This is a genomic window from Thermoplasmata archaeon, from assembly GCA_038874435.1.
Taxonomy (GTDB): Archaea; Thermoplasmatota; Thermoplasmata; order Lutacidiplasmatales; family SKW197; genus SKW197.
Genome location: JAVZCK010000013.1, coordinates 30,588 through 50,607 on the forward strand (window position 1 = coordinate 30,588; position 20,020 = coordinate 50,607).

Consider the following 20,020-nt stretch of genomic DNA (forward strand, 5'->3'; position numbering starts at 1 on the left):
TTCGCAAACTCTTAATACCTTTTCTTATTAGTGAAAATCATGACATTTGAGATTACTCTGAAAGGAGAACCACCACTGTTTGATAAAGACCTGGATACTGCTCTGCTCAATTTCCTGATAATGATAGGTTACCTTTCCAAAGAACATGACAAGCGCACGAAGGCAGTGAGTGTAAAGGAGAGTGTGGGCTACAAACTAATCAGAAACTGTTTCATTGAAAACATGGTGAGGGCCTGGAAGGTGAACGAACTCTGTACGGTGCTTTCTACAACCCCACCAACTGTATGGCGATACCTTAACCGTCTGAAGGACCTGGACCTTCTGGAAGAAGTGCCAACAGAAGATGGCTCGAAGGGCTACAGGATTCGTTATGGGAACTTTGCAATGGCCTGGAACTTTGTTGAAGCAAACACAATGAATGTGCTGGAAAATTACAAGAAGATGGTGAATCACATCCAGAAACTTATTGAATCAAGGTGAGAGCATGGCTTCGGAGAAGGATAGCAGCACAATAGAATACAGAATTTTAGAATATTTGCGAAAAAATTACCCAGTCAAAATTGAGGACTTAAGGAAATACCTGAAGATTTCAAAACCACGACTTGAGAAAGTTTTGAAGAAACTTGAGGCAAGGAAAATCATCACCATTGACCATGTCTCAGAGAACACAATCTATGTCCACCTAGTACGTTTCTCGAAAAAAGAGTACAAGCCAGGTAAATGGGACTCTATGTACCGTTAGGTTTGTTGTTCCCCTCTACCACAATCGGTTTTGAAAATTTTCGGTCACAGAAATTTATCACCACGCCCTGATCGTTTCTGATGTGTGCCTCGTACCATGACTTTATAAGTGGCTCAATTGTCTTCCAGAGACGGCTCATGCTCATTCTCTTGATGTTGGCATTGTAAATCTCGTATTCCTTCGGCACATCGCCATGTTCATCGCTACCATGAACCACAAAGACCACTCTCAGCCGAGTTTGGTTGTTTGCTGCATAAAAGTAGGCGATCATTGCCTGACTGTGCTCAAATTTTTTGTCGGTGAGACGGAGTTCGCTCAACTTTGAGAAATCAAAACCTGACTTCATACGCCAGTGCTTTTGACCCTCATAAACAGCAAACTCCCACTGCCATGGGGTGAGTTCCATCTCTATACCAAAATCAATGTTAAACCGAAGCCAAATATTGAAGAAAATCTCTGCAAGTTCCTTTGCCACAGGTGCTTGCTCGTCCGGAATGTATTTCCCCTCTATCTCGTACGAAAGGGCGTCAAGTTCGCGTTCCAGTTTTTGAAACCAATCCTCTGCCATTGTGATTCAATAGGATGATATGTTTTTGAGTTATAAATTTTTTGGGAGTTCTCAGAGAACTGTCCCCTTCACAATGGTTAGAATTGAAAGCAGAACAAATTGTCTGAAAAATGTTATATCTTCGGTTGACTTCGGAAAATAGATGAGCGTGAGAAGAATTGAATTGGGAAGAGACGAAAAGTTGAAGAACTTTATCATGAGATTAGCGATTGTCGATATTCCTTTTTACCCATTTGCCTTTTACATTATCCTCGGGCTCGATGAATCCTGGGAAATAATCTGTTGTGTCATGTTGATAATTTCTTCACTGCTCTCCTGGTTGTTGTTATACCACTCCCTTAGCAAACGCTTGCCAAATGAAATAGATGTGGACTGCAGTAATGGTTTTGTGGAATGGCCTGCCCCCACCTCTCCTTTTGCTCGTTCTTTTTATGAGGAGTACATGGTAAATAACATAATCCATATTCCTTTTTCTGATTTTGAGAATGCCAGGAAAACTGCATTAGGTAATATTTCTGTTAAATTAAGAAATGGCAAAGCTCTCTACTTTTATTCAAAGGCCTCAGCTGCTGAGGAATTTATTGAATGCTATGAATTGTGGAAAAATAAAGGTTTGAGAATTGTTGAAATTCCGACGCATAAGCTCAGAATCGAAATAGGTATACTGGGTTTTTCGTTCTTTTTTAGTGCACTGTTTTCCTATCTTCTATACATCTATGGAATTGGTAGTTTACTAATCCTAATAATTCCATTAGTTTTCTTCGGCTTACCATATCTGCTACATGTTATCTCCCGTGCGCCAGAAAAAGTGGTGATTGATTTCCAAAGTAATATTCTCAGGTGGGAAATAAAACCCCATGGTTTTCCAGATGAAACATTGTTAGAAAAGAAGTTTATTCATAAAAATGAGATGCAAATCCCACTCAACGAGATTGAAAGCATAGAATACTCTTTGGGCGGTATCAAATTAATCCTACGAAGAGATTATTTCTTTTGGCTTTCACCTACAAGTAAACATACTTACAATAAGTTAGTTGAGTACCTACCTCTTATGAAAAGAGGAGGTAACGCATAGTTTTCATTCCACTGGTGTTCTCAGAACTCTGTCACACCTGTGAAATTGAATTTTTCCAGATGAGCATATGGGCAGACAGTAACTCCAAAGTCGCCTCCAATTATCTTCCGCTCTTTACTGAGTCCTTTCACAGATGAAAATGCCTCCACTACATTCTGAGTAAATCTCAGATTTTTCACAGGATGGAGAATCTTTCCGTTTTCAATGTAGAATGTGCCATCCCTTGTCATTCCTGTAAAGATTGTCTTCACTGGATGGATGATATTTACATAATGGAACTTTGTCACGAGCAAACCTTTCTTGCAATTTGCAATCATGTCCTCTACTTTCATCGTGCCCTCTTTCATGAACAGATTAATTGGGAGTGGTCCCACTTCGAACGCACCCATACCTGGTGGTAAAGCATGTCCTGTGCTCTGCTTTCCTTCTCTGCCAGCAGTGTAGGAATCATAAACATAGCCCTTTGCCACACCATTTTCAATTATGTCCACACGCTGCCTTGGCACTCCCTCAAAATCAAAGGGCATCGGAATTCCTGAGGTGTTGTTGCCATCGTCCCAGATACTTACCTTCTCATCCATTATTTTCTTTCCGATGTTGCCACAGAGGAAGCTCCGCATTTCCTGGACAGCAAGTGCACCCATGCCCGCATAACTCAGATACCCGAGCAACTCAGAAACTGCAAGGGGCTCAAGAATAACCTCGTATTCGCCTGGCTCAATCTTCTTTGTGTGCAAACTTCCCACTGCCTTCTCTGCAGCGGTTTTCGCAACAGCTTCCACATCTATCTTATTCACATCCATATGTGCCATCTCGCTCCAGCCATAGCCCTTTTCCTCATTCTCATCAGCAATCATACAAATGCCCACTTTTGCCACAGTTTGTTTTCCGTAAACAGAAACACCGAGTGTGTTGGCAACGCAGATTTCATTAGTTGTTGTAGAAAAAGCGCCATAAGCAAGTGGTGCTGGCTTGTAGTTTTTGGCAGTCTCAAAAATCTTCTTCACTGCCTCTGCCTTTTCCTCAACAGTGTGGCTGGCAGTAGCCCTCACAAATGTTTTCGGTTTTTTCAGCTCCCTGATTTTTCCAGGTAACGAAACAAAGTCATTTCTGTCCTTCTGCAATTTTGCAATTTTTACTGCGGTCTCCACCATTTTTCTCAAGTGCTCATCATCAAGTGAATTTGCTTTTGCTGTCCCTATCTTCTTTCCAATCACCACACGCACATCTGCAGTGTAATTCTCCTCATACATGTTCTGGTGAATCTGAGAGTTCGCAAACCTTGTCAGATGACTCTTTTCACCCATGATACGCACATCTGCCTGGTCGCACTGCACCATCTTCAGAATTTTTTCCGCAATCTCAACTATATCTACCATTTGCCCACCCCCACACGAACATTGTTAAATCTAGTAGGTGAGGTTCCATGTCCTACACGCATTACCTGTCCTGGCTCGCCTTTCCCACAGTTCCTCAAGCCCCAGAGATGCCAGTATTCCTCAGAGCAAATTGCATCGCAGCTCCGCCAAAATTCATAAGTTATTCCTGTGTAAACACAGTTTTTCAGCATTTCTTTCATTTCTCCATTTTCTATTCTATAACCTATTTCCGTGCCAAACTGGAAGTTTAATCGCCTGTCATCAATGCTCCAGCTCTTGTTTGTTTCCACATAAATACCCTTCTTCGTGTCCTTAATCAACTCTTCAAATTTCCAGTTGCCAGGCAACAGATTTATGTTCGTCATCCTTATAATCGGCATTCGGTTGTAGTTGTCTGCCCTCATCGCACCAGTGCTTCTCTGTCCAAGCTTCGCAGCGGTCTCTCTCGAAGAAAGATAACCAGAAATTATTCCGTTTTTGATTATGTGGAACTGCTGGGCTTTCACTCCTTCATCATCGTAGCCAAAGGTTCCGAGCCCACCAGGTGCAGTGGCATCACCAACAATGTTCACAAGGTCAGAACCATACCTGAATTTGTTCAGTTTTTCAGGGGTCATAAAGCTTGTGCCAGCATAACTGGCTTCGTAGCCAAAGACCCTGTCCAGTTCAGAGGGGTGTCCACATGACTCATGCACCTGCAGTACCATCTGGTCCGAGCTTATTATAATGGTTGTCACTTCTGAGGGACACTGCGACGCATGGAGCAGCTGCTCTGCTTCTTTGCCCACTCTCTCTGCATTTTCCAGCAATTTCAAGCCCTCAAAAAACTCATGGCCCCCTTGTCTGTAGTCCCCACCAAACGATGTGGGATAACTTCTTGTCTGCATCTCGCCTGTCTCAATTGCAATTGCAGCAATGCCTCCACCTGTCTCCACAAATCTCTGGCTTATCCTTGCCCCTTCCGTGCTTCCAAACAGCTTGTTCTCTTCCCAGACCTCGCTATGGCCCATCGTGAGCTTGATTCTGTCTGAAATTCGCATGCGTTTTTCACAGTCAATCAGGTAATTTACCCGTTCTTCTGTAGACACATTCCAGGGGTCTTTTTTCACTGTTGACTCATATTTGTCAATTGCTGGCTCTTCAGGACTAAGCACCACTTTTTCCTTTGTTGTGAGTGCGGATGCCTTTGCAGTTCTCACAGCCAGTTCTGCAATTCGCTTTATTCCTTTCTTTGAGGTATCATTTGTAGATGCAAAACCCCAGGCACCATTCACAAGGACTCGAATTCCAACACCAATGCTGTCCGATATGCTGATTGCTGGCACTCCATTCTTTGTGCTTATTCGCTCTGATTTTCTTCCCACAAACCTCACATCTCCATATTCAACCTTTGCCTTTTCCAGAATTTTCAGAGCATAGTCCATCTCAACATCATGTTGCAACATGTGCACCACCATGGAATGCCTTAAATAGGAGTAAGTATTTCTACTTTTGCATAGGGACGCAAGTGGTTGACGCTGGCAAATGTGTTGATGGAAGAAGGTTGTCAAAAATGATTACAATAAAACAAAGGTTTATATACTACCAATGTATTACTATTATTGTAGGCAAAATGTATGCATGCTGTGAATAATCACAACTCACGATGACTCACTCTCCCTCCTTTTTTTATTTTTTTGTTGTTAAAAAGCAAGCGAAGAACATCGTTTTCTTGAGTGATTGCACAGTCAAAGCGAAAAGAATTAAAATAAATGCCCTATTTTTTCGAACAGAGCAAAATAAGTTGGGCAAGGAGTGCCTCTATCTGGATCCGTTCATTACTTCCTTCAGAGACCCTAAAATCTGCCTCACCAATTTTCTCCGCAATTTTTACCTTCAATTCTTCATCAATGTTAGCATCTAAAATATACCTATGGAGGTCTTCCAGAAACTCCTGTGCACTCATTCCCTGCTCGATCAAAAATCTATCAGCAATATTTTTTGCTCCATTGAAATCCTTTTTCATTATACAGTCCATAATCTCCTTCAACTCATCCCCTTTCAACCTACCAGTAACATGGTAAACTATATCTATCGTTATCTTTTCTTCAGTGGCACTGCAGGTCTGGAGAATGTTGATTGCCTTCCTCACATCTCCTGCAGCAAGATATGCGATAGATTCCAGCGCATCCTCGTCCACTTCAATGTTTTCCTTTGCTGCAATTTCTTTTAATCTGCTCAAAAGCAATGCCTTGCTCACAGGTACGAACCTGAAAACTGCACATCTCGATTGAATCGGTTCGATGATCTTGGAAGAATAATTGCATGAAAGTATGAATCTACACACTCTTGAATACATCTCCATTGTTCTTCGCAATGCGTTCTGTGCCTCCGGTGTCAAAGCATCTGCTTCATCAAGGAAAATTACCTTAAAACCCACATCACCAACAGCAGTGACTCGTGCAAATTCCTTTATTTTGCCTCTGACTACTGGAATTCCACGCTCATCCGAGGCATTCAATTCTATGAAATTGCTCTGCCAGTTCTCACCGAACAATTCCTTTACAAATGCCAGTGCACAAGTGGTTTTTCCAGTGCCTGGTGGCCCAGAAAAGAGAAGGTGTGGCATTGATTTGGCAGCTACATAACCCTTTAATCTACTGACAACCTTTTCCTGTCCTATGACTTCATCTAGCTTGGCTGGTCTGTATTTTTCAACCCAAATTTCCATCATCTCTCAGGAGATTATCTCCACAGTAAAATACTTTTCTACAATTATAAGATAAAATTAAAAGATAAGAAAAATTAAGGGCCACTGCACTGCAGATGCGTTCTAGGCAATCTATTCAGATTTTTTTATCTCCAGCTTCTCTTCATGTGTTATTTCTTTTTCAGGCTTTGGCCTCTGCGGCATCTGTGGTTGGTCAGGTGCAGCTTTTTGGGTTGCAGATTTCTCCATGTTTTTAATGAGTTTTTCTGTAATCTTTATTTCTTCAGCAAGCTTTTGTGTTGCATTGTCCGTCTTATTCCTGTTAGCAGAAACAACATCATTCTGATTATTTTCTGTTCTTTCGTTCACTTTCTCAACAATGATTTCCTCTACCACAATTGGGTTTGTCTCTGTTTCGCCATTGCTCGCAGATAGAATGATTTGCTGTGGTGTTGGTCTGTGCACCTGCGCTGTGATTTTCTTTGTCTCTTCTTCGATTTCCTTTAGTAGCTTCTCCACCATTGCGAACGGCACAGCTGGTAGCAGGTTGTCTAATAACGTCTGAAGTCGCCTAGCAGTGTATGATGGAGTATCTGACAGTTTCAGCTTCTTTGGAATGTGGTCATTGTCAATTTCTGTGACAAGATCTGCAACCTGTTTTAAGTTCGCCAGAATTTTTTCTGCTTGCTCTCTGCGTTCTCTTTCAAAACTGAAAGGTAGGATAGGCACAGCAATTACTAGACAACCCATTCTTCTTCCAATTTCTGCGACGATCGGTGCAAGAATGCTGCTTGTGTGTCCTCCAAGGGCTGCAAGAATCACGATTATGTCCGACTTTGGAAGGTTAATGTTGTCAGCAAAACTGTTGATTGATTCATTAGTAATGGTATCTGGTATCAATATCCTTGTCTGAATATTTGTGAGTGTTTTGATGTTGTTAGAAGTGTCGATTATAACTGTGCGCACATTTTTGAGCTGTGTCTGAGCTGCAAATACATTCAGTACCTTGCTTGCCTGAGAACCAGTCGCAATTATCGTGATTTCTGGGGTTTCTGCCAGAGCCCTTATTTTGTTTATTTCATCTTTAAATTGCATCCCATCCATCATTATCTCACCACCTTCGATTTTTCAGAGTTTATTGCTTCTACTTCCTTTTCCCTTGTCTCCTTCAGGCCTTTTAGATGCGTGAGCATCACACGCTCTATTTCGTTTGAAAGAATAACATCTATGGGTCCATGGAAGAGTCCTCTGGACTGGAGATCTGTCAATGCCACATAGATATCTTCTGAAATCTCTATGGTAATTTTTCTGCTGTTGCTATCTTTCGCGAGGTCGATTTTAGTTTCATCTATTTTGAGTGTTTCTTCTTTTTTTGTGTTCCTTTGAGTGATCAGGTCTATCAATGTTTTTCTGATAAACTCAGAGCGGTTGCTGTATCCCTCTGTTTTTATTATCTCGTCCAATTTTTGAATGATGTCTTCGGGTAGCCTTATTGTTATTCTTTCATTTATCATCCCATCACCTCTGGCCTATGTCCGACATCGTAGGACGATGCCATTTTATAGATAGGACATTTCGATATATAAACCTTCCGAGACCCTCTATAGGTTTGCAGTGGAACGATACCTTCCACAGGAGTTTTTCATTTATTTTTTTCTCAGTTTTTCAAATTATTTCTTACATCCTATATCGTAGGACAAATATTTAAAATCATTGTTACCAAAATTGGTAAACTATATCCTGGCATTAAGCTAGAGAGTCAAGAATGGCTGGAAGTTTTTCAGATAGATAAGACATCTCTTTACTAACATACTCCTCAATCTTGCCTTTATCACATAACAAGGAAATATTTGGGTCTATGGGAAGTTCTGAGAGCAGAGGAACACCAAACTTTATCTCTAAGTTTTCATAGCCAGGAAATCTCCCAAGAGGATATAGAATGCTGCCGCAGTGTGGACATCTAAAAGAACTCATGTTCATTACAAGACCAGCAATCTTCGTGTTGGTTTGACGAAGCATATCTACTGCCTTCATAACAATCATTTCCACAAGTTCCTGGGGTGTAGAGACCAGAATTACTCCATTCAATCGCAGCGATTGTAAAACTGTAAGCTGTGCATCTGATGTTCCAGGTGGGAGATCTATGATGAGGAAGTCGAGGTCTCCCCAGTCAGTATCTGCGAGCAATTGTCTTATTACACCTCCAATCAATGGGCCTCTCCAGATAACTGCTTGCGATTCCTCCTCCAGTACCAAATTTATAGAAACAACTTTAATGCCAAGGCGCGAAGTAACCGGCATGATCCCATTTTCTCCAGCACCCAATTTTTCAGTTAACCCAAAGATCTTTGGTATGCTCGAGCCAGTTATATCCCCATCAAGCAAACCAACCTTTTTTCCATTTTTTGCAAGTGCAGTTGAAAGCAAAGCACTCACAACACTTTTGCCGACGCCACCCTTTCCACTCATCACTGCTACCTTGTATTTTACTCTGTTCATTCTCTCTGAGATTTTCTTCGTCTGTTTCAGATACTCTTCGTTCATAGTGTCGCTTAACCTTCTCAAATAAATAAGGATTATGAAATAAAGGCGTAAAATTAATTATCAGAAGAGCATTCATGGGCTATGCAAGCCTATGTGAAAAAAATTGCTCTGGCAGGAGATTGGGCTACTGGAAAAACAAGCTTGGTGAAGAGATTTGTTTACAGTCAATTTGATGATAAATATGTGCAAACAATTGGCACAAAGGTCTCAAAAAAGTCGGTAAAATTCGGAAGCAAGGAAGGAGAAGTGATTGTCAATCTGATAATCTGGGATGTGCTGGGGCAGAGGGATTATAAGATGATTCATGCAAATGCATTTAAGGGATTGGATGGTGCAATTCTCGTGGTGGACATAACCAGAAAAGCCACACTTCAGAGCATTCATGACTACTGGTATCCTCAAATTGTGAAGGTGAGCGGGAGAATTCCATTCGTGATTTTCGGAAACAAATCAGACCTCAAGCAGAATGCAGAGGTAAAACTGGATGATATAAAAAACATTGCTGGGACTATCGGAGTATCCGAGGACCTCTGCATGCTTACCTCTGCAAAGACAGGAGAAAATGTGGAGAAGGCGTTTATAAGGATTGCCAGAGCTTGCGTTATGTCTCCTCCACCCCTGAGGGTGGCACAGGAATCTGGTGGAATTTACAAAACTCCTGATGTGTACACCGCTCAAGCGGTTCTGGATGCCATAATAATTGATTTTGTGGAGACCTATGGGAGCGAAACAGAGGCAATGGATGTTGTGGAGAAGTGTGCCAGGGCTGCCAATGTGAACATGCAGATGCCGGAGAAACAGGCACTGCAGGAATTTGTGGTAATGCTGAAAAAAGTGGAAGTGGAAAAAGGTTTCAACCAGGAATTCGTGGAGGAAAATTTTGCAAGACGGTTGATGATGATTGCCTACATTTAGATGGAAGTGATGCCGAAAGTTTATTAAAATAGTATGATATTCAGGCCTCAGATTCACATGCCTCAAAGAGTAAAGACATATGTTGGAAATCTGGATGCTATTATGGAAGGTGGGGTTCCAGAAGGAAATGTGGTAATAATTTTTGGAAAACCAGGCAGTATGAAGTCCTCTCTTGCTTATTCTATTCTTTACAACAACATGGAAAAAGAGGAAAAAAAGACCCTCTATGTCTGCTTGGAGCAGAGCAGTGCAAGTTTAGTCGGGAACATGGAAGGGCTTGGATTTAAGCCACCAATGGGGCACTCAAATATGAACATTCTAGACATTGGAATCCTCAGAAAATATATGCCCCAGATAGGTTATTCTGCTTGGATTGAGCTGTTTCGTGTAGACATTCAAAACCTTAAGAAGAACTTTGACTTCGAAGTACTGGCAATTGATTCTTTACCCGTATTAGAGATGCTGGCAAAATTCAAGGAACCAAGGGAAGAGCTCTTTTATTTCTTTGAGTGGTTGAGAGAACTTAAATGCACAACATTTATTGTTCATGAGGAAACAGACAATCCGTTCGAGTATGGAGAAGATTATCTAGCAGATGGAGTAATTCATCTGGACTTAAGGAGAGATGAAAAGAGTGTAAATCTTTACCTAGGAATTGCAAAGATGCGAAAAACCCAGCATAGACGCGGATATTTCCCCCTTATCTTTGGGAATGGGAAATTTGAACTCGTAATTGATTGAATTTTATGAAAAGAGCAAGAGGAAGAACCGTACAAATTCCAGAAGCACCGATTCAGAAACTGCTTGCTATCGCGCAAATTCCAAAAAATGCAGTGTCACTCGGGCAGGGTGTTCCTTTTTTCCCACCTCCTGAAAAAGTTGTGGCCGCAGTAATTGAGAGTGCCAGTACAGGTGGTTTTCGGTACAGTGAAGATGCAGGATTGCCAAGTTTAAGAAATGCGATAAAGCAAAAGCTAAGGAAAGAGAATGGAATCAAATCTTCAACGAAAAACATAATGGTGACTGCTGGTGGAAACCAGGCTTTTGTAAACTCAATTCTGGCAATAACAGAGGTTGGTGATGAAGTCATTCTGGTTGCTCCCTATTATTTTAATCATCTAATGGCTATAGAGATGGCAGGATGTAGGGCTAAAGTTGTGGAAGTTGGCGAGGATTTCCTCCCAGATGTGAAAGCAATTGAAAAGAAGATTACGAAGAAAACGAGGGCAGTGGTGACAGTTTCACCAAACAACCCTGCAGGTGTGGTCTATCCTCACAAACTGCTCAGAGAAATAAATGAGATGTGTGCCCAACATGGAATTTACCATATTTCTGATGAGGCCTACGAACATTTTGTTTTTGAGAAAGCAACGCATCTAAGTCCTGCCTCTCTAGATAAATCGCTTCAACATACCATTTCCCTTTTCTCATTTTCCAAGTCGTTTGGGATGGGTGGCTACAGAGTGGGTTACATGGTATTTCCTTCCCCGCTTTTCCCAGAGGTGCTGAAGGTGCAGGACACAATTGGAATCTGCCCACCTGTACCTTCTCAGCATGGTGCAGAGGCAGCACTGAGGGTTGGAAAAAAGTATCCTGGTAAGTATTTATCGAAAATGGAGAATGTGAGAAAAATATTTATTGAGGAACTGGAAAAATTTGATTTGCATCTCTCTCCTGCAAACGGTGCCTTTTATCTTTATGTGAGAATTCCAGAAAAGAGTGGAAAAAGGATTGATGACTGGGAGCTCGCAATTCAGATGATTGAGAGATATGGTGTGATAGTTCTGCCTTCATCCATTTTTGGGGATAAACATCCTGGCTTTCGGTTATCTTTCGGAAATGTGGATGAAGAGACAGGACTTGAGGGAGTAAGACGTTTTCTCAAGGGCTTGGCATCGCTGTGTCCTTGGGTGCGTTAAGTTTATAACATTGGTTTACATGGGGTGTTAAAGAGGGGTAAAATGCCGCAGGAAAGAGTAAATAGTGCTGATGCAGTTCGTGAGGTTTATGGCCCACTACTGGAAGATGTGGAAAGCATCGCAAATGGGCTTGCCCAGTCAGCAGCAATGTATCTAGAAGCACCTTCACTAACAAACATAAAAGGCAATTACATCTATCTGGCTGAATCCGAGGAGTTCAAGGCAGATGTTGAAAAAATGAATGCCTTGGTGATGAATTACAACAATCTTCTTTCCGCGCTTAACGCCAGGATTCGAAGTGTATGGAACGCGGTTATACGGAATCACAAGGACGAATTTGAGGTGAGAGGAGATATTGACGAGTCCTATTTCTCTGCATACCTTGTTGCAGATGCAGCGTTCGATGAAAGTTTCGTGCTTGACCTTGCCAAAAGCTTTGGAGAAGCGATCGTGCCAAAGTTCAACTTGCCACCAAAACTTCAGGTGAAATTCAAGGAGTTTTTGCTTGCAGAGGCAATAAGAGAACTGATCGGACAGATTGAGGGTTTGCGGGGAGGTCAGGAAGTCATTGCCCTCAGAAATGCGTATGCTGCTCTCACATCGCATTGCAATTACATGAAAAATGGGCTGATGAAGAAGATAAAGAATCCGAGAACACCCTGGAAGTATGCAGGCAGTGCAGAGTTGATTCGGTAAATATATCTGATTTAAGTTTAACACAAAAATCAATGTTTGGTGGGCTCAGCCGGATTTGAACCGGCGACCTTCACCGTTTTAAGACCTTCCTTTATTCTGGTACATGCCAGAGCAGACGAAAGGTCATGTCAAGGTGACGTCATACCGCTAGACCATGAGCCCTTGGAGGGAGGATAATCTGAGAGGATAAAAAAACTTTCTGTTTTGGTTTTCCATATTCCCAGCACATCACATCTGAAAACCAATGAATTACTCCGCTCTCCCCATTACACCAGTCCATTTAGTTAAATATAAATAGTCAGTGATACATACAGTATACCATGTATGGGAATAATCTTAAAATTAGAACCATGCTGGGTGTGCTAGTGGTATGTGCAATGTTGGTGGTCGTGCCATCTCTCTTTCTGGCAGAGAAGATGAGTAAAAACCCTGTAAAAATTGGAATCCCGAAGTGGAGTGATAAGGAGCTAGTTCTTAATCTGGTTATGGGAAGTTTTGCACCAGGAAAAGAACTAAACATTATTCCTCAGGAACTGCAGAAGACAGAGACGCAGGACTATGATTATTATATAATTCAATTCAAGGGACCAATCCTAAGGGAATGGAAAGAAGCGGTGGAGAAAGAAGGAGCAATACTACAAAATTATCTACCAAATTATGCATTTATTGCAGGGATGAAGAGGGACATTGTTAATACGGTATTTTCAAAGGAATATGTGAACTACATAGGCATATACCAGCCATATTACAAAGTACTGGTTGATAAGTACTCTGGTTCCAAAGAACTCAATATATGGGTGTTCTCAAAGGAGAAAATCCAAGATGTAGTTCAGAAATTGAGAAGTCAGGGATTTGCGGAAGTAAAAATTCATGACGAGAATGTTATACGGGCAAGAGGTGCATACTCACAAGTGATAATGGCTGCAAAACTCCCAGATGTGAAGTTTATAGAAGAGTACATCCCCCCGAAAATCCTAAACGACCAGAGTTCCCATTATGCAATCAGAGCTAGAGAGGCATGGAGTATCAATCGTTCAGGACTCCCTGCAAACATAAATGGAAGCGCAATATGTGCTGCAGTATTGGATACTGGGTTAGGAAGCACGACAAGTAATGCAGATAGAAATGATCCATCAAAAGTGCACTATGATTTTTTCCAGACATATTCTGGTGGAGTGCCTACAGGAAATTCAAGAGTGATTGCAATCTTGGATACTGCGGGTGATGGAAACACTGGTGACCTGTATTCGGGTCACGGAACCCATACGGCAGGCAGTGTCCTGGGAAATGGTTTCAGAAGCGGAAGCAACCCCATGAACAACCTCTACGATAATTCATATGCGGGCATGGCACCTCAGGCAAAGCTCATCTTTCAGGCTGCAGGAGTAATAAATGATTCTCTGGAGAATCTAACTTTCTCAACAGCTCTTCAAAATGCCACTAATGCGGCAATTAGTAACGGATATTATTTGAATGTACATAGCAATTCATGGGGTGCGGCATATTATGGAGAATACCAAGACGAGGCTGTTGTAGCAGATAATTTCATGTGGAATAATCGATATCTTCTTATAACTGCATCCGCAGGAAACGAAGGACCTGGTCTCCAGACACTTGGAATCCCTGCAACAGCAAAAAATATTCTCACAGTGGGTGCTAGCCAGAGTTTAAGGGAAGCAAAAGACATAGAAGATGTAAGCACATTTGATAAGATAACAAGTTTTAGTTCTAGAGGCCCCACTGCAGATGTAAGAATAAAACCAGATGTTACTGCACCTGGTTCTTATGTGATTTCAACGAAATCTCCAGTTGCTGCTTATGGGCTATATGGTGGTGTCGGTGAGTATTATGAGTACTGCTCAGGTACATCAATGAGCAATCCAATTGCAGCAGGTGCTGCAGTCTTAGTTTATGATTATTTTTACAAAGTTAAAGGAATTCCCACAAATCAAATTTCTGCATCACTTGTTAAAGCAATGTTGATAAATGGAGCAAGAGACATGGGCTATGGAGTGCCAAGTTATATTCAGGGCTGGGGAATGATAGACATTGAAAACACACTCTTTCCGAAGCCCCCAAGAAGTTTCAGTTATGTTGACTATACATCTGGTTTGAGCACTGGGGGCTATGCTCAGTATCAATACTCAGTTGCCTCTTCAACTGAACCGCTCAAAATCACCTTGGTTTGGACAGACTCTGCAGGTGCCAATAACGCCAATCCTGCCTTAGTAAATGACTTGAACCTTGTGGTTACCGACCCCAACGGAAATACATATTATGGGAACTATTTCAGTAACTCTTGGAGTGTCCCAAATCCTACAGGGACAAATAACTGGGATGCCGGAGTAGGAACACCTCAAGATGATGACAGAAACAATGTGGAATGTGTTTATGTGCAAAATCCAACACCTGGTACTTGGAATGTGCGTGTAAACGCAAGAAATGTGCCCACAGGGCCCCAGCCATTTTCGCTTGTGGTCTCTGGTGACCTCGGTCGAAGCGAATCCTACAAAGTTTGTCTCACAACCAAGGACATGTACAACAGGAACACTACGCAAGACCAAATGTTTTATGTACTCCCAGGAATGAAATTTAATTTTACATTTAACATTACAAATTTTGGCACGAACTCAGACACATACACACTCTCTTACTATGCACCATCAGGCTACACTATAGGATTTAGTCAGAGTTCAGTTACACTTGCTGCAGGTGAAACAAAGGAAATAACTGCTACAATTACCATACCTTCTACTGAGGCAAAAACATTAAGGCAGTTGATGATAAATGCGAGTTCCTTAAATGCAAGGGACTCTCTTACACTTCGGCTGTTTGCTCACACAGATTGGATGCCTTCATTTAAAAAGGTCACGAACACACAGAATCAATCAGAAACCGATTTTGATGTTGCTGTGAATTCCAGCAATCCGAATGACATATGGGTCACCTATGTTATACCCGTGCCTACAACCACATTGAATCCGAACAATACGGTTCATCAAGTGTTTGTAATCCGTTCTCTGGATGGAGGATATACATGGAGCCCTCCTACTCAGATTTCTACTAGCACAATGGAATATAAGTCCTCCCCCAGAATTTCCATTCAGAGTTCTACAGGCAAGGTATCGTTTGTGTGGTTAGAAACGCGATTGGCAGACGCTCAGAATGGTTTCTATCAGAACTCAGTAGTATTCAGGTTGTGGACAGGTAGTACATTTAACGCTCCTGTTACAATCCGGAGCCTTACGGACTATATGTCCCAAAATGGAAGAAACGTTTATGTCTATTCGCTCGTAGGGCCAGCGATAATCATGGAAAGTTCTACAAACTATATCAAGGTATTTTACGAGTACCTGCAAGATACATATACCTATTCACAGAAAGATGGTTGGCAATTAACAGCACGAGACCTTAATATCCATTGGCACTATTCCACAAACAATGGAGGAACTTGGAGTGCTGCAGCAACCCTTACTGGCAGTGTTACAGATGATGCAGGTCACACAGACAGCAGGGGCTATTACCCTGAGGTAACTGAGTGGAACGGAAGAATTTATTTAGTATATTACAAACTTGACGGCACTACAGGATATCGCGATATTTATTATATATATTCTTCTGTTGGCACTACCACATGGAGCAGTGAAATTTATCTTGAAACGAACGCAAACAATGGGGTAAACCAAGATATGTTCCCAATTGTTTTTGGCGATGGTAACAAACTCTGGATTGCTTGGAGTTCATGGAGAAACAAAGGTGGATGGAGTATCGTGCTGAAAAACACCACTGCAAATCCTCCTACAGGTGCAGCATCCTGGAATTCTGCCATTGTTCTCCCAATACTTTCTGAGATGTCTGGTGGATATTATGATAAAGCGAGTAATATGCAGTGGGGTGTAGGTAAGGTTAGTGTGATAAATACCACTGATGGCTTTTATTTGACATACCCAATAAATGAGACAATAAATCCTTGGAGGACTTCGCACATGAAGATGATATATAGTCCAGACGATTCATTCACGAACCTCAAATACTATGATTTGCCAACTTTCGCAGGCGGTGGACCATTCGCAAAGCTTGTGAAGAATGCTAACCAAAAAAATGTGATTGCATTTTATACTATGACCGACAATAGCTATCAAACAGACATAGTGTATACAAAAGTTTCAAAACCCTATTCCATTACCCTTCAACCCGGCTGGAACCTTGTATCTTCTCCACTGGAAAGCAACACTTTGTATGCATCACACATAGGCCAGCAGTTGAGCAGTGGTGAGAAGGTTAGATGGTACAATCCGCTTACAAAGGGCTATGAATCTGAATATGTTGTCGGTACTGCCTCCAATAATACATTCCTTCCAGATGGTCTTGGATTTTGGGTTTATGTAAACGCTCAAAAAACTATCACTGTATATGGAAGTGTTCCTGATTCCTGGGTTAAAAGAAGTGTTTATTTGTATCAAGGTTACAACCAGATTGGCTGGACTTCTCTGACAAATCTCACAACCACTGCCTGGGATTTGACAAATTCCACAAATTCTGCAGGGGAAATCAGGATTGTCTCAAGATGGAATGCAACTGCACAGATGACAAACACAACAGATGTCTTCTACCTTGCGATGCAGAAATACAACTTCGTAATTGAGCCGGGTAGGGGCTACTGGGTATGGGTCAATGTGGCTACCACCCTCCGCTACAACCCGTGAGGTGAGAAAATGGCAGAGAATGAAAGAACAGAAACAGAGGTAATTGCTGAGTTCACGAAAATCCCAGGGCTTGGACTTACAAAGGCAAAGAAACTCTACGAGAGAGGATACAGAAGCATAGAGGATTTAAAAAAGGCATCATTTGAGGAGCTCGCAGGAATAGATGGAATTGGTGAGAGCAGAGCAACGCTCATTAAAAATTACTTTATAGAACTTGCTGAAAAAGAAACAAAAGAGCAACAAGAAAAGATAGAAAAAACAGAAAATGTGGGAGAAACCCCAGCTCCACCAGAGCCAGCTGCTGAAAAACCCGAGGTGGAATTTGTGCAAGAAGGAAACACTGAGAAACCAGAAAATGTAGAGGCAGAAATTCCAGCCGGACCAGAGACCGCTGCTGAAAAACCTGATGAAAAGCATGTGCAAGAAGGGAATACTGAAAAACCAGAAGAGGCAGAGATTGCAACTATGGAATCACAGATTGAGGAGATGAAGGAATTTGTTGTAGGGTCAAAAGAGACAAAAGCAGAGACACAGATACCACCTGCATCTATTCGCAAAGAAAAGGGTTTCATAAATGGAGTGCCACCAGAATCTCCCATTAATAAAACTCAACCAATAAAAAGAAAGCAAAGCAATTTAATGAAATATGTGGCAGTGGGACTTATTTCAGTGCTGATACTTGCCTCAATCGTTACAATCTGGTACGCATTTCTCCCAGAAAGCCCCATTTCCATAGACGGAAGAATTGATGACTGGCGAGGAGTTGCTACTTACAAAGAGAATTCATATGGAAATGTTGCCACCATTGATGTGGTTGAGTACGGCATGCTATTTGAGGAAAAGCGCGTGAATTTCTTTGCTAGAACTCAAGGTGAGATCTTCGGCACAACCACTGGTGTAGATGTGCTTCGCATTTTCATTGATGCGGATAGTGCAGCAAACACTGGCTACCAGTACAAAGGCATAGGCGCTGAGTACAAAATTGAGGTCACTGGTTGGGAGGGAACAATCCACAGTGCCAACCTTCAGAGATTCAGCACAGATGCTAATACTATGAATTACAGTGCTTGGGAGAACACTGGTGAGGTAAGGGTTGAAAAGAGCTCAAATATTGTCGAGGGTTACATAAAAATAGCTGGTCTAACAAACTCAAGAGCTGTCTTTGTGATGAGCCACTATGAGGGACAGAACATTGCGGAGAAGGTCTGCGGAGCACCTGCAAGTTCAAAGCAGGCTTCGCTTGCGGTTTTCCAGAGGTATATCGGTGACGATGTCGTGAATGCGGGCAATGAGGTGCTTGAAATAAAACTCACAGCAAGAGGTGGCGAAGTCCATCTTAACTCAATCAGTGTGGAAAATGCAGATGTCTCACTTCCAAAGAACACTATTAGCAAGGATGAAGAGATTGTGATAAGAGCTACAGCAAAAAGTTTGAGCGAAGGACAGGGCTACAATTTCAAAGTAACCCAGATTAGCACAGATGTACCTTATCTGATTACAGGCAGTGGAGGCAGTGCCTATTTTGGAGCTCTACCTGCTGAAATTGTGATTGATGGCGCTTTTGGAGATTGGGCTGGAAAGAACAAGGGAATAGATGCTAAAGGAGACGCAAAGCCAGATACTGACCTTGTTGAATATGCAGCAGACCTTAGCAACAATGCCTACTTCTACATGGCTGTTGATGGCTCTATGCTTGCGGGCTGTGAAATACCAACTCTCACAACAAGACCCTCTCCACAACCAGGTCCAGTAGGTCCAATAGTCCTGAAGGAGAACCTTGGCTTGGACATAGCAAGGGTTTACATTGATTTGCTCAACTCCACAATCAACACCTTCAACCCAGCAATGATTTCACATGGTTATCTGATTGAGTTACAAGGGAGGAATGGGCAGGTAATCAGTGCAAAGGCATGGAACTGGGAGAATGGAATGAGGGCAGGAGAAGTGGCTAACGCCAACATTGTGTACGGAATAAACAATGGCAAGATTGAGTTCAGTGCGGACATGGCTGTCCTTGTTGGAATCTCTCCCGACTCCAAGTTCTACTTTGAAATGACAAACTGGCTTGGAGAGAAGGATGTAAGTGAGTTTGCATACACGAGGGATAACTGTGTGAACAACATAGAACACAGGGATGTTGTGGTGACCTCAATCACAATGAAAAAGGTTTCTCCGCTCCAGACAAGACAGCCACTGTACATGTACGGCAACATTACACCCGCGGGCACATATTACATTAGAATTACGAACCAGAACACTGGTGAATCTGTAACCGCAATTTCAGATGGTACTGGTTATTTTGGTACTCTGCTAGAGCCAATTGGAGCCGAACCAGGGGACAACATCCTGATTGAGGTGTTCACAGATCCGGGCTACACAAACCAACTCATAGTGAATCCTGCGATAAAAACTGTGACAGCTGATGACATTAACAACCAATTCATCGGTGGGCCAGCAAAAGACATGTCAACAACTGTGCCAGAGCTGTCGCTTGTGTTCTCAATTGTGCTAATTGGAGCGGTACTATTTGTCTCACGGACCAGAAGTCGAAGAAACTGAATTCTTTTTCCCTAAACTTTTTTTTATTAACTGTGGTAAATTTTAAGGGTCATAAAGATTTGGGGTGCTAGTATATAAAGCAGCATGGTTCTATTCACAACCCTAAACCTTAATTTATTTCTAAGAATTCCCTGAATAAAAACGAAGGAGGATGGGATGCATGACAATCTCCATGGAAGAGATAGGGAAATGTGATGTGAATCCCATTATCCAGTTGATAAAAGAGCT

At 42.0% G+C, this 20,020-nt stretch carries 16 protein-coding genes and 1 tRNA gene; 9 read left to right on the plus strand and 8 right to left on the minus strand.

Going from position 1 to position 20,020, the window contains the following annotated elements; genetic code table 11:
• The first annotated feature begins 39 nt into the window (after positions 1 to 39).
• Together QXD64_06215 and QXD64_06220 are read left to right on the plus strand one after the other, a co-directional pair.
• Positions 40 to 480 (plus strand): transcriptional regulator, encoded by a 441-nt coding sequence (locus QXD64_06215; protein ID MEM3396910.1) that lies wholly within the window; start codon positions 40 to 42, stop codon positions 478 to 480.
• 4 nt (positions 481 to 484) lie between these two features.
• The gene (locus QXD64_06220; protein MEM3396911.1) at positions 485 to 742 is read left to right on the plus strand and encodes a helix-turn-helix domain-containing protein; all 258 of its coding nucleotides are present in this window, start codon (positions 485 to 487) and stop codon (positions 740 to 742) included.
• Here QXD64_06220 and QXD64_06225 read toward each other — a convergent pair.
• Complete coding sequence (locus QXD64_06225; protein ID MEM3396912.1) at positions 729 to 1,310, minus strand: hypothetical protein; 582 nt, start codon at positions 1,308 to 1,310, stop codon at positions 729 to 731. The genes QXD64_06220 and QXD64_06225 overlap by 14 nt on opposite strands.
• Before the next feature lie 442 nt (positions 1,311 to 1,752).
• On the opposite strand from QXD64_06225, the gene QXD64_06230 reads away from it, so the two are divergent.
• The gene (locus QXD64_06230; protein ID MEM3396913.1) at positions 1,753 to 2,385 is read left to right on the plus strand and encodes a hypothetical protein; all 633 of its coding nucleotides are present in this window, start codon (positions 1,753 to 1,755) and stop codon (positions 2,383 to 2,385) included.
• A gap of 20 nt (positions 2,386 to 2,405) precedes the next feature.
• Here QXD64_06230 and QXD64_06235 read toward each other — a convergent pair whose 3' ends face one another.
• From QXD64_06235 to QXD64_06260, 6 genes are all read right to left on the minus strand, one after another.
• Positions 2,406 to 3,764, minus strand: a complete 1,359-nt coding sequence (locus QXD64_06235) for a TldD/PmbA family protein (GenBank protein MEM3396914.1) — start codon at positions 3,762 to 3,764, stop codon at positions 2,406 to 2,408.
• Positions 3,758 to 5,221 carry a TldD/PmbA family protein gene (locus QXD64_06240; GenBank protein ID MEM3396915.1) on the minus strand — a complete coding sequence of 488 codons (1,464 nt, stop codon included), beginning with the start codon at positions 5,219 to 5,221 and terminating at the stop codon, positions 3,758 to 3,760. Before QXD64_06240 ends, QXD64_06235 begins: the two co-directional genes overlap by 7 nt.
• A gap of 299 nt (positions 5,222 to 5,520) precedes the next feature.
• Positions 5,521 to 6,477 (minus strand): replication factor C small subunit, encoded by a 957-nt coding sequence (locus tag QXD64_06245; GenBank protein MEM3396916.1) that lies wholly within the window; start codon positions 6,475 to 6,477, stop codon positions 5,521 to 5,523.
• A gap of 108 nt (positions 6,478 to 6,585) precedes the next feature.
• Positions 6,586 to 7,560 carry a hypothetical protein gene (locus QXD64_06250; GenBank protein ID MEM3396917.1) on the minus strand — a complete coding sequence of 325 codons (975 nt, stop codon included), beginning with the start codon at positions 7,558 to 7,560 and terminating at the stop codon, positions 6,586 to 6,588.
• Positions 7,560 to 7,967, minus strand: coding sequence for a ribbon-helix-helix domain-containing protein (locus QXD64_06255; GenBank protein ID MEM3396918.1), 408 nt, complete (start codon positions 7,965 to 7,967; stop codon positions 7,560 to 7,562). The genes QXD64_06250 and QXD64_06255 overlap by 1 nt, the downstream gene beginning before the upstream one ends.
• Before the next feature lie 232 nt (positions 7,968 to 8,199).
• Positions 8,200 to 8,997, minus strand: a complete 798-nt coding sequence (locus QXD64_06260; protein ID MEM3396919.1) for an Mrp/NBP35 family ATP-binding protein — start codon at positions 8,995 to 8,997, stop codon at positions 8,200 to 8,202.
• A gap of 81 nt (positions 8,998 to 9,078) precedes the next feature.
• Here QXD64_06260 and QXD64_06265 point away from each other — a divergent pair, with 81 nt between their 5' ends.
• From QXD64_06265 to QXD64_06280, 4 genes are read left to right on the plus strand one after another with little or no spacing between them, the layout of a single operon-like run.
• Complete coding sequence (locus QXD64_06265; GenBank protein ID MEM3396920.1) at positions 9,079 to 9,912, plus strand: Rab family GTPase; 834 nt, start codon at positions 9,079 to 9,081, stop codon at positions 9,910 to 9,912.
• A gap of 57 nt (positions 9,913 to 9,969) precedes the next feature.
• Entirely contained in the window at positions 9,970 to 10,653 is a 684-nt protein-coding gene (locus QXD64_06270; GenBank protein ID MEM3396921.1) for an ATPase domain-containing protein, read from the plus strand.
• 5 nt (positions 10,654 to 10,658) lie between these two features.
• Entirely contained in the window at positions 10,659 to 11,831 is a 1,173-nt protein-coding gene (locus QXD64_06275; GenBank protein MEM3396922.1) for an aminotransferase class I/II-fold pyridoxal phosphate-dependent enzyme, read from the plus strand.
• Between the two features lie 42 nt (positions 11,832 to 11,873).
• Positions 11,874 to 12,527, plus strand: coding sequence for a hypothetical protein (locus QXD64_06280; GenBank protein MEM3396923.1), 654 nt, complete (start codon positions 11,874 to 11,876; stop codon positions 12,525 to 12,527).
• A gap of 37 nt (positions 12,528 to 12,564) precedes the next feature.
• On the opposite strand, the gene QXD64_06285 is transcribed toward QXD64_06280, so the two are convergent.
• Positions 12,565 to 12,689: transfer RNA gene (locus tag QXD64_06285), tRNA-Val, on the minus strand.
• 158 nt (positions 12,690 to 12,847) lie between these two features.
• Here QXD64_06285 and QXD64_06290 point away from each other — a divergent pair.
• Both QXD64_06290 and QXD64_06295 read left to right on the plus strand, forming a co-directional pair.
• Positions 12,848 to 17,233: a S8 family serine peptidase gene (locus QXD64_06290; GenBank protein ID MEM3396924.1), complete on the plus strand. Its 4,386-nt coding sequence runs from the start codon at positions 12,848 to 12,850 to the stop codon at positions 17,231 to 17,233.
• Between the two features lie 9 nt (positions 17,234 to 17,242).
• Positions 17,243 to 19,792: a helix-hairpin-helix domain-containing protein gene (locus tag QXD64_06295; GenBank protein MEM3396925.1), complete on the plus strand. Its 2,550-nt coding sequence runs from the start codon at positions 17,243 to 17,245 to the stop codon at positions 19,790 to 19,792.
• The last annotated feature ends 228 nt before the right edge of the window (positions 19,793 to 20,020 follow it).

Coding starts and splice junctions, on each gene's coding strand:
- QXD64_06225 (MEM3396912.1), bottom strand. CDS start 1,310: ATGGCAGAGGATTGGTTTCAAAAACTGGAACGCGAACTTGACGCCCTT.
- QXD64_06240 (MEM3396915.1), bottom strand. CDS start 5,221: ATGGTGGTGCACATGTTGCAACATGATGTTGAGATGGACTATGCTCTG.
- QXD64_06220 (MEM3396911.1), top strand. CDS start 485: ATGGCTTCGGAGAAGGATAGCAGCACAATAGAATACAGAATTTTAGAA.
- QXD64_06275 (MEM3396922.1), top strand. CDS start 10,659: ATGAAAAGAGCAAGAGGAAGAACCGTACAAATTCCAGAAGCACCGATT.
- QXD64_06295 (MEM3396925.1), top strand. CDS start 17,243: ATGGCAGAGAATGAAAGAACAGAAACAGAGGTAATTGCTGAGTTCACG.
- QXD64_06235 (MEM3396914.1), bottom strand. CDS start 3,764: ATGGTAGATATAGTTGAGATTGCGGAAAAAATTCTGAAGATGGTGCAG.
- QXD64_06245 (MEM3396916.1), bottom strand. CDS start 6,477: ATGATGGAAATTTGGGTTGAAAAATACAGACCAGCCAAGCTAGATGAA.
- QXD64_06215 (MEM3396910.1), top strand. CDS start 40: ATGACATTTGAGATTACTCTGAAAGGAGAACCACCACTGTTTGATAAA.
- QXD64_06260 (MEM3396919.1), bottom strand. CDS start 8,997: ATGAACGAAGAGTATCTGAAACAGACGAAGAAAATCTCAGAGAGAATG.
- QXD64_06250 (MEM3396917.1), bottom strand. CDS start 7,560: ATGATGGATGGGATGCAATTTAAAGATGAAATAAACAAAATAAGGGCT.
- QXD64_06270 (MEM3396921.1), top strand. CDS start 9,970: ATGCCTCAAAGAGTAAAGACATATGTTGGAAATCTGGATGCTATTATG.
- QXD64_06230 (MEM3396913.1), top strand. CDS start 1,753: ATGGTAAATAACATAATCCATATTCCTTTTTCTGATTTTGAGAATGCC.
- QXD64_06290 (MEM3396924.1), top strand. CDS start 12,848: ATGTATGGGAATAATCTTAAAATTAGAACCATGCTGGGTGTGCTAGTG.
- QXD64_06280 (MEM3396923.1), top strand. CDS start 11,874: ATGCCGCAGGAAAGAGTAAATAGTGCTGATGCAGTTCGTGAGGTTTAT.
- QXD64_06265 (MEM3396920.1), top strand. CDS start 9,079: ATGCAAGCCTATGTGAAAAAAATTGCTCTGGCAGGAGATTGGGCTACT.
- QXD64_06255 (MEM3396918.1), bottom strand. CDS start 7,967: ATGATAAATGAAAGAATAACAATAAGGCTACCCGAAGACATCATTCAA.